Origin of the sequence: Corallococcus exiguus, assembly GCF_009909105.1 — a bacterium.
Lineage (GTDB): Bacteria > Myxococcota > Myxococcia > Myxococcales > Myxococcaceae > Corallococcus > Corallococcus exiguus.
In genome coordinates, this window is record NZ_JAAAPK010000003.1 from 558,198 (window position 1) to 572,313 (window position 14,116).

Below are 14,116 nucleotides of genomic sequence, written 5' to 3' on the forward strand. Positions count from 1 at the left end.
ACGACTCTCAGATTGATAGAGATGCACCTCAGACTGAAACACCTGGGAGAGACGTCGTGGCGGGTCTGGAAGGTTTGGACTTGAAGGAGCTCCTGGCGCTCGAGCCGAAGGGCGGAGTCATCCGCTTCGCCGGGCAGCGGGCGCTGTTGATGGATCCGGTGGCGCTGGGCCTCCTGCGCAAGGAGCTCATCGGGATGCTGGGGATGACGGCCGCGCGCGGCATCTTCACGCGGCTGGGCTACGCGCACGGCTGGCGCACGGCGGAGGCGATGAAGACCGCGGTGCCGTGGACGGATGAAGCGGAGTGGCGCCGCTCGGGTGGCCGGCTGCACACGCTGATGGGCCAGGTGCGCGTGGAGCGCATCGAGCGCACGGACAAGGACGGACCGGAGCCCTTCGCGGAAGCGCAGTGGAGCGACTCCTATGAGGCCGAGCAGCACCTGCTCCACCTGGGCCAGGCGGAGGAGCCCGTGTGCTGGAGCCTCACCGGCTTCGCGTCCGGCTACCTGAGCTACTGCAACAACAAGCCCATCTACTGCGCGGAGCTCAAGTGCGTGGGCAAGGGCGACGCGTTCTGCCACATCGTGGGCCGCCCGGAGGCGGAGTGGAGCACCGAGTGCACGGAGTTCCTGCGCTTCTATGAAACGCAGTGCATGGAGGGCGTGCTCGGGCAGGTGACGGAGGCGCTGCGGCAGGCGGAGCGCAAGCTGCGCGCGAAGCGTCAGTCGCTGGCGCGCGTGTCCGGCGTGACGGAGGACCCGACGGGCATGGTGGCGCGCTCGGAGTCCATGCAGCGCGTGCTCAACCTGGCGCGCAGGTCCGCCAAGGTGGACACCACGGTGCTCGTCACCGGCGAGAGCGGCGTGGGCAAGGAGAGAATCGCCCGGCTCATCCACGACGAGTCCGGCCGCGCGCACAAGGCCTTCATCGCCGTGAACTGCGCCGCGGTGACGGAGAGCCTCCTGGAGAGCGAGCTGTTCGGCCACGCGAAGGGCGCCTTCACCGGCGCCACGCACGACCGGCCCGGCCTCTTCGAGGCGGCGCACGGCGGCACCCTCTTCCTGGACGAAGTGGGCGAGGTGCCTCCCGCCATGCAGGCCAAGCTCCTGCGCGCCCTCCAGGAGCGCGAGGTGCGCCGCGTGGGGGAGAATACCAGCCGCAAGGTGGACGTGCGCGTGGTGGCGGCCACCAACCGCGAGCTGGCCGAGGAGGTCCGCCTGGGCCGCTTCCGCCAGGACCTCTTCTACCGTCTGCGCGTCATCGAGCTGCGCATCCCGCCCCTGCGCGAACGCCGTGAGGACATCCTCCCCCTGGCGCGGCTGCTGCTGGCGGAGACCGGCGAGAGGCTGGGCCGCCGCGTGAATGGCCTGGCCCCGGACGCGGCGGATCAACTGCTGCGCTACACCTGGCCGGGCAACGTGCGCGAGCTGGGCAACGCCGTCGAGCGTGCGGTGGCGCTGAGCGAAGGCCCGCGAATGGAGCGCGACGACTTGCCGGAAGAGGTGCGCGCCGCGCCGCCCAGCCTTGTCCCCACCGGCAACCCGCGCCGGCTGGAGGACATGGAGAAGGAATACATCCTCGCGGTGCTGGCGCAGAACGGCGGCAACCGCTCACGCACCGCGGAGCAGTTGGACATCGGCGTGGCCACGCTCTACCGGAAGCTCAAGCAGTACGGCCACCCGGAGGCCGCGCACTGAAGGCGCGCGGCCTTCAGGCCTTCAGTTGAGGAACTGGTCGCGGTCCGACGGGCGGTTGCGGTCCACCACGCGCAGGTGCTTGGAGCGGTCGCGCAGCTGCCGCTGCAGGCGCCAGTGCTGCAACTGGAGCATCAGCCGCTTGGGGCTCGCGCCGCGCACGTAGACGAACACCAGCACCAGGCCGAAGATCTCCGGCGCCACCGCGCGCCAGGAGCCCGCGGTCAGCATGTTCAGCACCGTGAAGCCCGCGCCAATGGCCGCGAACCAGTTGCCCGTCAGCGGGATGCCCCAGAAGTTCGCCTGCCCCTTGCCGATGACGAGCCCGTACGCCACCCACAGCACCGCCGTCATCACGGAGCCGCCCGCGTAGATGCTCATGGGCATCACCAGGGCCAGCGCCGTGGTGATGAGGCCCGCGACGAACGGGATGCCCACCGCGACCAGCAAGAGCCGCTTGCCGCCCCAGGTGGACTCCAGGAAGCCACCGATGGACCAGATGATGAGGCCGCCGAAGAGGATGCCCAGCGGGCCCGTGGCCACGAAGGCGTAGGTGACCAGCTCCCAGACTCGGAAGCGCAGAATCACGTCCGCCGGGTTGAGCAGCAGCAGCCCGCCCTGCCCGCGTGAGGTCGCCAGGAACAGGGCGGAGATGCCCACGAACGCTATCGCCAGCTTGGCGGCCATCGAATCCAGGCTCGGGAACATGTCGCCGAAACCGCCGCCGCCTCGATTGAAGCCCCGCATGGGTCGCATAGAGGCCCAAAGGTGGTGGAACCCCGCCCGGTCCGCAACCCCAAATCCAGAAACGATGAAGGGCGCCCCACCCTGGTGTCACCAGGGAGAAGCGCCCTCGCATCCCACGCCTTCGCTGTACCTGCCGGGCCGCTAGACCTTGTGGCGGTAGAAGAGCGTGATGGTCAGACAGTGAAACTCCTTGTCCGAGGACTGCGTGACGATCTTGTCCACGATCTCCACGGCGGAGTTCTCCTTCAGCCACTTGGTGATGTTCTCACCCATGTTCTCGCGATCGCGCGCGAGCGTGGTGGAGAACACCTTGACTCCCGTGAAGCTGATAACGGCCATTCCACCCTCGTGTCACCAGAGATTACAAATGTTTACCCCGAGTCGGGGGCGCCATCAAGAAACGGGCCCGACAATCCGGCCTGGGAGCCGCCTCCCACCCCTTGGGGAGCCCACCGGGGAGTGGGGCCCACCCATCGTCCACTCGCCGACAGTGCGGCGGGGGGCGTGGGCGCAGGGCCCCCGCGGGTTCAGCGACCGGCGGCGGCGCGCCGGGCCTGGCAGGTGACTTCATCCTTGCAGGCGGGACCGATGCCCTCCGGGTGGGCCGTCAGGGGCGTCTTGTCGCTCTCCTCCACACCGCACACCACGCAGCGGCGCTTGCGGTTGCGGCGCTCGGCACGGCGCTGCTCGGCGATGGCCTTGGCCCGCTCGCGGGCCGTCTTCGCGTCCACCTCGTTGCTCATCTCACCACGTCCCGTCCGGATGTCGTCTGCCCCGTACCCCGTCGCCACGTGCGCTCCTAGAGCGCCTCGACCAGCACCGCGATGCCCTGGCCGCCACCGATGCAGGCGGACCCGATACCATAGCGGGCGCCCCGGCGCTTCAGCTCGTACGCCAGCGTCATGGTGATGCGGGCCCCGGAGGCGCCCAGCGGGTGGCCCACGGCGATGGCGCCGCCGTTGACGTTGGTGGCGTCGCGTGGCAGGCCCAGCTCCTTCTCCACCGCCAGGTACTGGGGCGCGAAGGCCTCGTTGACCTCGAAGAGGTCCACGTCCGTCAGCTTCGCGTCCGCGCGCTGGAGCAGGTTGCGGATGGCCGGCGCGGGGCCAATGCCCATGATTTTCGGGTCGCAGCCGGACACGCCCCAGTTGACGAGCCGCGCCACGGGCTTGAGGCCGTGCTTCTCCACGAACCCGCGCGTGGCCATGACCATGGAGCCCGCGCCGTCGCAGATGCCGCTGGCCGCGCCCGCGTGCACCACGCCGTCCTTCTTGAACACCTTGGGCAGCTTGCGCAGCCCCTCCACCGTGGTCTCCGGACGGTTGTGCTCGTCCTTGGAAACCACCGTGTCGCCCTTCTTGCCCTTGATCGTCACCGGCGCGATTTCATCCGCCAGCCGGCCCGCCTCCTGCGCCGCGGCGAAGCGCTTCTGGGTGAGGACGGCGTACTGGTCCACGTCGTCCTGGGTGAGGCCGTAGTCCACCGCCAGCTGCTCGGCGGTGAGCGCCATGGGCTGGCCGGTGTAGCTGTCCGTCAGGGCCGTCCAGAGCATGTCCTCCAGGCCGCCCTTGCCCAGGGGGATGCCCCAGCGCGCGCCGCGGATGACGTGGGGCGCCTGGCTCATGGACTCCGTGCCGCCCGCGAGGACGGCCTCCGCGCCGCCCGTCAGCATCATCTCCGCGGCCGTGACGAAGGCCTGGAAGCCGGAGCCGCACAGCCGGTTGACGCCCAGCGCGGGCACCGGCACAGGCACGCCCGTGCGCAGGCCCACGTGGCGCGGCAGGTAGATGGCGTCCGAGCTCGTCTGGACGACGTTGCCGTAGACGACATGCTCGATGAGCTCCGGGGAGACGCCCGCCTGGGCCAGGGCCGCCTTCGCGGACTCCACGGCCAGGTCGGTGGCGCTCAGGTCCTTGAGGCTGCCGCCGTAGGTACCGAACGGGGTGCGCTTGCCGGACAGGAAGTAGATTTCCTCGTTCTTGGACACGCTCTTCATGGTGCTCGTCTCCCTACTCTTCCGGGGCGCGCGGTGCACGCACGACGTGACGCGGAATAGCGTCCAGGGGGCCGTCAGCCCGCGCGCCGTCCCAGGAAGGCGCTGGCGACGATGGCAAGCGCGATGGCCGTCCACAACAGTCCCTGGAGGTTCTGGCGGCGGATTTCCTTGCGCCCCAGGCCCTGGTACCAGGCCCTGGCCGCCTGGACCCGCCCCTCCCAGGTGAAGCCCTCCGGACCCGCCGCTTCCAACCCCTCGAGCCGTCGCACATGCGCGCGCAACAGGCGCTCCGGTGCGGCGTCCTCCAGCGACCCGGAGCGGTAGCCGGGCACGTCCAGCGCGGGGCGGCGGTAGCTGGCCGTCACCACGAAGCCCCCGGAGGCCAGGGGGGTGAGCAGGTAGAGCCGGGGCAGCAGGTCTCCCCCCTCGTGGAGGGTGGCGAAGACGCGCTCGCCCGGGTGCGCCCAGTCGTAGGAGCGGGTGGCCTTCTGGAGGAGCGGCTTCTCCTCGTGGCTGCCCACCGGCGTGAAGCCCAGCGCCTGGAGCTGGCCCGCCAGGGGGCTCAAGGAATCCGGCAGGTCCATCTGGTCCGCGGGGGCCTCCGGCTCCACCCGGACGGAGTGGGGGAAGAGGTAGAGCAGCGCGCGCCAGAAGTTGAGGAACAGGAGTACGCCCGCCAGCACCAGGCCGGCGACAGCCACTCCCAGCTGCCCGAGCACGTTCACGGGCGCGGCTTTCCGCCCTGGCGCCGGTCCGCGGTGGCGGGCAGGTGCTGCCACTTCGCCAGCTCCGCGGGGGTGAGCGGGTCGCGGCCCTCCAGGAAGCGCTCCAGGTGGCCCAGCGAGTCCACGCCCCAGAACATCTCGTCGTCCACCAGCACGGACGGCACGCCGAAGGCGCCCTGGGCGAGCGCGGCCTCCGTGTTCTTGCGCAGGCGGTCCTTCACCTCCGGCAACTGGGCTCGCTCGAGCAGCGCCCGCGCGTCGAAGCCCGCGTCCGTCAGCACCGCGCCCACCTGCTCTGGCGTCTCGATGCCCCGGCCCTGCCCCCACGCGGCCGAGTAGAGCGCGGTGGTGAGCCGCGTGCGCTCCGCCACGTCGTCCACCGCCGCCGTCACGCGCAGGGACAACAGCGGGTTGAAGGGGTGCGAGGGCGGCAGGGTGAAGGGCGCGCCCTGCTCATGCGCGATGCGGAACGTCTGCTTGAAGACGTAGACGCGCTTGGCGGGAATCTCCGCCGGGCCCACGGAGCCCACGGCGTTGAGCAGCCCCGCGAGCAGCACCGGCACGGGCTCCAGCACCCGGCCGTGACGCTCCGCGATGGCGGGCATGCGCAGCCAGGCGAGGTAGGCGTACGGGGACAGGTAGTCCAGGCAGAAGCGCAGGGGGGAGGAGGCCATGTGCCCATCCTAAGCACGACCCGGCCGTCAGGCGCTCTGCTTCACGTCCTCGTGCTGGCGCGACAGCGGGCCGCGCAGCGACTGGGCAAGCTGTTGCAGGTGCGTGGCCCGGGCGGTGGTGAAGGCCCGCTCGGCGATCTCCAGCTCCCGCATCGCCTCTTCCGGCGTGCCGTGCCGCTCCGCGTGCTGCATGTACACGAGGCCCATCTGGAGCACGTTGCCGGTGGACTCCGCCAGCAGGCGCGCGTGGCGCAGGTGCGCGTCCCCCTCCTCCTGGGACACCAGCGGCGCCAGGGCGCGGCGGGCCAGGATTTCATCCCAGGGGTTGGCGAAGCGCGGGTCCAGCGCGCGCTCCAACGCGGCCTCGGCGGCGGCGAGCGCGGCGGGCAGCCGACCCTGCTCCCTCTCGAAGCGCGACTGGTACACGCGCACCAGCGTCTCCATGCGCAGGCCGCCCTTCTGAGCGGCCTCCAGGGCGCGGGGCAGCGACTCGCGCGCGGCGGCCGCGTCCTCGAAGAGCACGTCGCGGCACGCCTGGTACACCTGCACGTGCGCGCGCAGCCAGCGGTCCTCGGGCAGCACGAGTGAGAGCGCCTCGCCGCGCGACACCACCGCGGCGACGAGCTCGTGCTCGCCTCGCTCCAGGTAGTACGGCGGCGTGAAGAGGGCCAGGTTGCGCTCCATCAACCGCGGACTGCCTAGCCGCCGGACGAGCTCCATCTTCTGCGCGAGCGCGGACGCGAACGCGGCGCCGTCGCCGGTGAAGGCCGCGCGCGCCACCTGCGCGAAGAGGTGGTAGGCGCGCACGTCGGTGAAGCCCTGCGCTTCCGCCAGGTGCAGCCCGTCCTTCAGCAGCGCTTCGTCCAGCGGCTCGCCGCGCAGGGCCAGGTTCACGTTGAGCAGGTAACCACCCATGCCCAGCGCCCACGCCAGCCGCCGGGGCGGACGCCCCACCGCGTCGCGGAACGCGTGCAGCCGCTGCACCTGCTTGCGCTGCTCGGCCACCCCGCCCGCCCAGTGGCCGGTGTACGCGCACAGCGTCGAGCGCGCCACGGACAGCCCCGCCCGGTACGGCGAGTCCTCCGGGTGCTCGGCGGCCACGCCCGCGATGAGCGCCTCCAACTCATCCGTGCGCCCCAGGATGGCCAGCGCCATGCCCTGGAGGATTTGAAGCTCGGAGCGCTTCCAGAAGACGTCCACCGGCGTCATCCGCCCGTCCGCCGACACCTCGCGGAAGAGCGGGATGAGCAGCTCCTCGCGCTCCGCGGGCGTGGCCACGCGCGCGGACTCCAGCCGGGAGAGCGCCTCGCGCCGTCCGGCCTCCACGTCCACCGTGGCCGCCCAGTGCGCGAAGAGCCGCTCCGCGTACGCCACAGACGTCGGCGGGTCGCTGGAGTAGCCCACCTCCACCAGCGACACCCACGTGCGCAAGAGCTGCTCCGAGCGGCCCGGGTAGTCCGGCGCGGACTCCAGGAGCCCCGCCGCTTCCTTCAGCAGCAGCGTGGCCTCCAGCAGCGCCTCCGCCTCGATGGCGGCCTGTCCCGCCTCCAGCAGCGGCTGGATGGCCTCCGCGGGCGCGTCCGAGCGAGCGAAGTGCCAGCCCACCGCGCGCACCACGCCCGAGCGCCCCGAGGGCAGCGCCTGGAGCACCCGCGCCACCTGGCCGTGGTACGTCCGGCGCTCCGCCTCCGGCGTGCTGTCGTAGACGGCCTGGTGCACGGTGTCGTGCGTGAAGACGTAGCGGCCCTCCACGTCCTGGAGGAACTGCCGCTCCACGATGCCGTCCAGCACGGCGAACAGCTCCGCCTCCGGCAGGCCGGACAGCGCGCGCAACAGCGGCAGGTCCAGCATCCGGCCCGCGGGCGCCAGCTTGCGCAACAGCGACACCTGCTCCGGCGGCGCGTTGGCCAGGCGCACCAGCACCGCCTCCTGGATGCTCGCGGGAAGCCTCCGCGTGCCCAGCCCTTCTTCCGCTTCCCAGCGCCCGCCCACGCGCTTGAGCGCGCCCGCCTCCACCAGCATGCGCAGGCATTCGGTGGCGAAGAAGGCGTTGCCGCCGGTGGTCTCGTGCAGCCGCTGCACGAAGCCCTCCGGCACGTCCAGCCCCGGCAGCACCAGCCCCACCAACTTCGCCACGTGCTCGGCGGACAGGGGCTCCAGGTCCATGCGGGACGTGAGCTTCTCGTCCACCGTCTGGAACGCGAGGCTCAGGCGCGACAGCTCCTGCGAGCGGAACGTGCCCACCACCACGCCGCGCGTGCCGTGCAGCGCGCGGATGAGGACGTTGAGCGCCTCCAGCGACGCGCTGTCCGCCCACTGCAGGTCCTCGAAGCAGAGCACGAAGGACTGCCGCCCGCCGAGCGTGTGGGTCCACTCCGTCAGCGCCTCGAAGAAGGCGGCCTTCTCCGCGGAGCCGTCGCGCGGCAGCTGTTCGTCCTGGTCGCCCTCCAGCACCTCCGGCGACAAGAGGCGCGCGAGCGGAGCCTTCACCCGCTCCATCAAGTCCGAGGGCGTTTGCGGCACCAGGCAGCGCAGGGCCTGCGCCACCGGCGCCAGCGGGGACAGCCCTTCCGCGCGGCACTGGCCCCGGCCGAAGGGCAGCTCCGCCAGCTTCGCCTGGAGCTCGAACTCCTGGAGCAGCCGCGTCTTGCCCACGCCCGCGGGGCCGCCCACCAGCATCGCGCGCGACTGGCCCCAGTCCGCCTCCGCCAGGCCGTTCATCAGCCCTTCCAGCTCCGCCTCGCGCCCCACCACCTCCGGCACGTGCAGGTAGCTGGCGCGCGCGGACAGCGGCTCCTCGGGGACGGGCTCGCCGCTGGCGTGGCAGAGCGCCTCCAGCAGCTCGCCCGCGTCCTGGAAGCGCTCGCGCGGGTCCTTCGCCATCAGGAGGAGGATGATCTCCTCCAGCTGCGGATCCACCGGGCAGAGCGTGGAGGGGCGCGGCGGCGGACGCGTCAGGTGATCCGCCAGCAGCACCGCGGGGCTGTTGCGCTTGAAGGGCAGCTTGCGAGTGGCCAGGTACCAGGCCATCACGCCCAGCGAGTACAGGTCCGCGCGCCCGTCGATGCTCGCGCCGCGCTGCCACTCCGGCGCCAGGTACTCCAGCGTGCCCTTCAGCTTGCCGGGGCTGGGCGTGCCCAGCTGGTGCATCACGCCGAAGTCCATCAGCTTCACCGCGCCGGACTCGGTGATGCGCACGTTGCTGGCCTTGATGTCGCAGTGCACGTACAGGCGCGAGTGGATGAACGCCAGCACCTGCGCCATCTGGATCAACACGCGATACAGCGTGCGCGTGTCCAGCGGCGCGTCCCGCACCAGCGTGCTCAGGTCCTTGCCGCCCACCACCTCCATGGTGATGAAGCGGTTGCCGGCCTCCGTCATGCCCCAGTCGAAGACCTTGAGCGTGGACGGGTGCTGGAGCTTCTTCATGGCGAAGAACTCGTGCCGGAACAGCAGCACCAGCTCCTCCACCTTCGCCGCGGACAGCTCCGCGGGGACATGCATCTCCTTGAGCGCCACGCGCCGGCGCTCCTGCAGGTCGTCCGCCAGCCAGATGCGGCCCATGCCGCCTTCGCCCAGCAGCGACTCCACGCGGTAGCGCCCAGTGACGACGACGCCCGGAATCAGCGAGCGCCGCTCTCCGATGCCCGAGCCCGGCAACGTAATGGGCGTACGCGCCCGATCCCCCCAGGTGCTCGGAGGGCGGGTGCGTTCATCCAATACCGTTGTCTTCTCGTCGTCGCTCACGAGCCAAAGGGCTGGCCGTTTCGAGGCCAGGATCTGGATTCCAGAATCCAGACGTAGCGAGGAATAGCACGTTTCAGTGACACCGCCTCCGGGACATCCGAGCAGGTGCACGCTCTGCTGCCATTCTCTATTTCACCGCCTCGCTGGAAGAAGACACGGAATCGCGCCCGGACGCCTGCTGGGGAGCCACTTCCCCACCCGCTCCCACGACACGCCCGCACGCGTGCACACCGTTCCTTCGAACCCCTGGGCCCGTCGCCCGGGGGGGGAGGGGGAAGCGGCATGCGTGCATGGAAGTGGGGCGGCGCCACGGTGGCACTCGCGGCCGTGAGCGCCTGGATGGCCTGCGGCCAGTCCGGCCCGGGCGAAACGCAAGGGTTGGAGAAGGCTGAAGCCGCGACGGTGACGCTGGGCGACGGACACTGCGCGGGCGTGGTGGTGGGCCAGGGCCGCCATGTCCTCACCGCGGCCCACTGCGTCGCACCGGACGCGGGCGAGGAGCGGACGAACTTCGAGGACGGCCGGCAGCTCCATGGCCGCTACGTGTTCGTGGATCGCGGCCGGGACATGGCGGTGCTGGAGCTGGAGGCGAAGGCACCGGTGGCGCCGCTGGAGGTGGCAGAAGGGCCGCCCATCCCTGGCGCGATGCTCGTCTTCACCGGACGCCACGACCGGCCCGGTGAACCGCAGCGGGTGATGGTGGAGCGCTGGGGCCGCTGCCCTTCGCTGCCGGACGTGCCCAACGCGCTCTTCACCACGATGCACGGCGTGCCGGGGGACTCCGGCGCGCCGCTGGTGGACGAGCAACTGCGCGTGGTGGGCCTGGTGCATGGCGGCGCGCGGTGCAGCATCGCCGCGCCCACCGGGGACGTGGCGCCAGAGGTCCAACGCCTGTCGCGAGAGGACACGCAGCCGCTGGCCCGACGGCCGACTTCCGCACCGCGCTGACGCGGCGGGACGGCGCACATCGCCCTTCCCGCACCTGGACGGCCAGGCAGGCGGCGTGCACACGCGCCGTCATTGCCCCGTCGTCCCGGTGCATCCCACCTTCCCGTCGGAGGCGACACCATGGCTTCGGACAAGGGGTCCAAGAACTTCCAACCGCGCAACCGGGGACAGATGGAGGACGCGCTGGACCGCGGCGCCGCCGAGCTGGCCCGCGAACGCTCCCAGGCCGCGACCCGCGAGGACGAGAACCCGGGCCCGCTGGAGGAGACGCGCTGGGAAGCGGAGGTGGAGCGCGGCGCGGAATGGCAGGACCAAGAGGTGCCCGAGCGCGAGGCGCGGGGCGACGAGGAGCCGGACTCCGAGGTTTCCCGGCGGGGGCTCGTGAATCCGCCGCCCGAGGGTTAGCGGCGTTGGCGGCAAACCCGTGAGGTGAAGGCTTTCGGGAATTCTCACGGGTGAAGGGGGACCTCTTGCCCGGTGCGCACGGCGGGGGGATGCTGTGCGCGCCGTTCCCCCTTGCCGTTCGTCGTTGCCTCCCCAGGAGTCGATGCACCGTGAAGCCCAAGGTCCTCATCGTGGAGAACTCCTGGACCATGCGAGAGACGCTGAGGCTGCTCTTGTCAGGTGAGTTCGACTGCACGGTGGCCGCGGATGGAGAGACGGGGCTCGCGCACGCGCTGGCGCAGCCGCCGGACGTGCTCCTGTCGGACGTGAACATGGAGGGCATCGACGGCTACGAGCTGTGCCGCCGCGTGCGCGCGGAGCCCTCCCTGGCGCACCTGCCGGTGATGTTCGTCAGCGGCTACCCGCCGCGTACGGACCTGGAGCCCGGGCAGCCCCAGCCTGACGCGTACCTGGTCAAGCCGGTGAAGCCGCCCTACCTCATCGCGCAGCTGCACGCCGTGCTGCAGCGCGCGAGGGGCGCCACCGCCAAGGCCGCTGGCGAGGGCTGAACCGGACGGCCGCCGGGGCCTCTGTCTCGGCGAGGACGCCGCACGCTTCTGTCACTGACCTGGGACACGGGGAGGGCTATACCTTGCCCGAACTTTCCATCCTCTCGTCCCGAGGTTCCCGCGTGCTCAACGCCACTCCCCGCGTCCCGGCTCCCAAGAACGAGCCCGTCCTCTCCTACGCCCCCGGCACTCCGGAGCGCGCGGAGCTCCAGTCCACCCTCAAGAGCATGAGCGGGGAGCGCATCGAGATCCCCGTCGTCATCGGTGGCAAGCACGTGAAGTCCGGCAAGACGGACACCGTGCGCATGCCGCACCGGCACCAGCACGTGCTGGCCACCCTGCACGAGGCCGACGCGGGCCACGTGGAGCAGGCCATCCAGAACGCCATGAGCGTGAAGGAGGACTGGGCGCGGATGCCCTTCCACGCTCGCGCGGCCATCTTCCTGCGCGCCGCGGAGCTGCTCGCCACGCGCTACCGCCCGCTGCTCAACGCGTCCTCCATGGCGGGCCAGTCGAAGACGGCGCACCAGGCGGAGATCGACGCGTCGTGCGAGCTCATCGACTTCCTTCGCTACAACGTCCACTTCGCGCAGCAGATCCTGGCCATCCAGCCGGAGAACTCGCCGCAGATGTGGAACATGACGGACTACCGGCCGCTGGACGGGTTCGTCTTCGCCATCGCGCCGTTCAATTTCACCTCCATCGCGCTGAACCTCTGTCTGTCGCCCGCGCTGATGGGCAACGTGGTGCTGTGGAAGCCGTCCTCCACGCAGGCGCTGAGCGCCTGGTACAGCCTGGAGCTGATGCGCGAGGCGGGCCTGCCCGACGGCGTCATCAACATGCTGCCCGGCGACGGCCCCACGGTGGGCAACCCGGTGCTGGCGAGCCCCCACCTGGGCGGCATCCACTTCACCGGCTCCACGCCCACGTTCAACAACCTGTGGAAGACGGTGGGAGAGAACATCGGCCGCTACAAGCAGTACCCGCGGCTGGTGGGTGAGACGGGCGGCAAGGACTTCATCTTCGCGCACCCGTCCGCGGCGGACGACCTGGAGGCGCTCGCGGTCGCCATCGTGCGCGGCGGCTATGAGTACCAGGGCCAGAAGTGCAGCGCGGCCAGCCGCGTCTACGTGCCGGAGTCCCTGTGGCCCAAGCTGAAGCCTCGCCTCCAGGCGCTCATCAGCGAAATCAAGATGGGCGACGTGGCGGACTTCCGGAACTTCATGGGCGCCGTCATCGACGAGCGCTCGTTCAAGAAGGTGTCCTCGTACATCGAGCTGGCGAAGTCCGGCGGTGACGCGACCATCGTCGCGGGCGGCGGCACGGACAAGAGCGAGGGCTGGTTCGTGCAGCCCACGCTGGTGCAGTGCAACAGCCCGCGCCACCGCATCATGACGGAGGAGATCTTCGCGCCGCTGGTCGGCCTGTACGTCTACCCGGACGCGAAGCTGGAGGAGACGCTGAAGGAGTGCGACCAGTCCGCGAGCTACGCGCTGACGGGCGCCATCTTCGCGCGCGACCGCAAGGCCATCGAGCACATGATGAGCGCCCTGCGCAACGCGGCGGGCAACTTCTACATCAACGACAAGCCCACGGGCGCGGTGGTGGGCCAGCAGCCGTTCGGCGGCAGCCGGGCGTCCGGCACCAACGACAAGTCCGGGTCGATGATCAACCTGTTCCGCTGGAGCAGCCCGCGCACCATCAAGGAGAACTTCGCGCCGCCGGTGAAGGTCCCCTACCCCTTCATGGACAGCGACCCGAAGGAAGGGGCCATCTAGTTCCATGAGCGGACCGTTCCCGGGCATCGCGGGGCTGGAGACGTATGCGCTGGAGGACGGCGGCTGCCGCGTGGAGATCATCCCCACGCGCGGCGCGCTCGTCACGCGCATGGTGGTGGACGGCGAGGACGTGCTCTATCTGGACGAGAGCACCGTCGCCGACCTCACGAAGAGCGTGCGCGGGGGCATCCCCGTGCTCTTTCCCAACGCCGGTCCCCTGCCCGGGGACACGTATCCGGCGGACCGCAAGGCGTACTCACTGCCGCAGCACGGCTTCGCGCGGAAGCTGCCGTGGACGGTGCGCCAGGCGGAGGACTCGCTGCTGGTGCTGGGGCTGACGTCGTCGGAGGAGACGCTGCGCCAGTACCCGTGGGCCTTCGACGCGCAGCTGGCGTTCTCGCTGGCGGGCCGGAGGCTCACGGTGGACTTCGACGTGGAGAACCGGGACACGCGGCCCCTGCCGCTGCACCTGGGCTACCACCCGTACTTCCGCGTGCCTCAAGGGAACAAGGCGCAGGCGCGCGTGGAGACGGACGCCACGCACGCGTGGGACAACCGCGCGAAGCACGAGGTGCCCTTCACCGGCCTGGACCTCACGGCGCAGGAGGTGGACATGCACCTGCGTGACCACTCCGCGCCGGGCACGGTGCTGGAGCGCGGGCCGGGCCTGTCCCCCGTGAAGCTGTCGTGGAGCGGGGAGTTCCGCATGCTCGTCGTGTGGACGCTCACGGGGAAGGACTTCGTCTGCGTGGAGCCGTGGACGGCCGCAGCCGGTGCATTGGCCACCGGCGAGGGTTTGTTGCACGTGGACCCGGGCGAGCGGGTGTCGCTCGCGTTCGACATCGAGGCGTAAC

The 14,116-nt window shown here is 70.8% G+C and carries 13 protein-coding genes; 6 read left to right on the top strand and 7 right to left on the bottom strand.

Annotation, left to right across the window (positions count from 1 at the left end; translation table 11 throughout):
* The first annotated feature begins 56 nt into the window (after positions 1-56).
* Positions 57-1,697 (top strand): sigma-54-dependent Fis family transcriptional regulator, encoded by a 1,641-nt coding sequence (locus GTZ93_RS13710; RefSeq protein ID WP_139919531.1) that lies wholly within the window; start codon positions 57-59, stop codon positions 1,695-1,697.
* Positions 1,698-1,718: 21 nt separating this feature from the next.
* On the opposite strand, the gene GTZ93_RS13715 is transcribed toward GTZ93_RS13710, so the two are convergent.
* The 7 genes from GTZ93_RS13715 to GTZ93_RS13745 form a co-directional block, all read right to left on the bottom strand.
* On the bottom strand, positions 1,719-2,450 hold the full coding sequence (locus GTZ93_RS13715; protein WP_139919530.1) for a rhomboid family intramembrane serine protease: 732 nt from the start codon (positions 2,448-2,450) through the stop codon (positions 1,719-1,721).
* A 132-nt stretch (positions 2,451-2,582) separates the two neighbouring features.
* Positions 2,583-2,780, bottom strand: coding sequence for a hypothetical protein (locus GTZ93_RS13720; protein ID WP_120581322.1), 198 nt, complete (start codon positions 2,778-2,780; stop codon positions 2,583-2,585).
* Between the two features lie 188 nt (positions 2,781-2,968).
* On the bottom strand, positions 2,969-3,184 hold the full coding sequence (locus GTZ93_RS13725; RefSeq protein ID WP_014399195.1) for a hypothetical protein: 216 nt from the start codon (positions 3,182-3,184) through the stop codon (positions 2,969-2,971).
* 56 nt (positions 3,185-3,240) lie between these two features.
* Positions 3,241-4,437 carry an acetyl-CoA C-acetyltransferase gene (locus GTZ93_RS13730; protein ID WP_139919529.1) on the bottom strand — a complete coding sequence of 399 codons (1,197 nt, stop codon included), beginning with the start codon at positions 4,435-4,437 and terminating at the stop codon, positions 3,241-3,243.
* A 74-nt stretch (positions 4,438-4,511) separates the two neighbouring features.
* The gene (locus GTZ93_RS13735) at positions 4,512-5,162 is read right to left on the bottom strand and encodes a hypothetical protein (RefSeq protein WP_120596014.1); all 651 of its coding nucleotides are present in this window, start codon (positions 5,160-5,162) and stop codon (positions 4,512-4,514) included.
* Positions 5,159-5,836 carry a 2-hydroxychromene-2-carboxylate isomerase gene (locus tag GTZ93_RS13740; protein ID WP_120578672.1) on the bottom strand — a complete coding sequence of 226 codons (678 nt, stop codon included), beginning with the start codon at positions 5,834-5,836 and terminating at the stop codon, positions 5,159-5,161. The genes GTZ93_RS13735 and GTZ93_RS13740 overlap by 4 nt, the downstream gene beginning before the upstream one ends.
* 27 nt (positions 5,837-5,863) lie before the next feature.
* Entirely contained in the window at positions 5,864-9,463 is a 3,600-nt protein-coding gene (locus GTZ93_RS13745) for a serine/threonine-protein kinase (protein WP_139919534.1), read from the bottom strand.
* Positions 9,464-9,865: 402 nt separating this feature from the next.
* On the opposite strand from GTZ93_RS13745, the gene GTZ93_RS13750 reads away from it, so the two are divergent.
* The 5 genes from GTZ93_RS13750 (at position 9,866) to GTZ93_RS13770 (ending at position 14,115) form a co-directional block, all read left to right on the top strand.
* The gene (locus GTZ93_RS13750; RefSeq protein WP_139919528.1) at positions 9,866-10,531 is read left to right on the top strand and encodes a S1 family peptidase; all 666 of its coding nucleotides are present in this window, start codon (positions 9,866-9,868) and stop codon (positions 10,529-10,531) included.
* Positions 10,532-10,651: 120 nt separating this feature from the next.
* Positions 10,652-10,936 (top strand): hypothetical protein, encoded by a 285-nt coding sequence (locus GTZ93_RS13755; protein WP_120578670.1) that lies wholly within the window; start codon positions 10,652-10,654, stop codon positions 10,934-10,936.
* A gap of 149 nt (positions 10,937-11,085) precedes the next feature.
* Positions 11,086-11,484 (top strand): response regulator transcription factor, encoded by a 399-nt coding sequence (locus GTZ93_RS13760; RefSeq protein WP_120596018.1) that lies wholly within the window; start codon positions 11,086-11,088, stop codon positions 11,482-11,484.
* 122 nt (positions 11,485-11,606) lie between these two features.
* Complete coding sequence (pruA, locus tag GTZ93_RS13765; RefSeq protein WP_121760596.1) at positions 11,607-13,262, top strand: L-glutamate gamma-semialdehyde dehydrogenase; 1,656 nt, start codon at positions 11,607-11,609, stop codon at positions 13,260-13,262.
* Positions 13,263-13,266: 4 nt separating this feature from the next.
* A complete protein-coding gene (locus tag GTZ93_RS13770; protein ID WP_120596020.1) occupies positions 13,267-14,115 on the top strand; it encodes an aldose epimerase family protein in 849 nt (282 codons plus the stop codon).
* Position 14,116 lies beyond the last annotated feature (1 nt).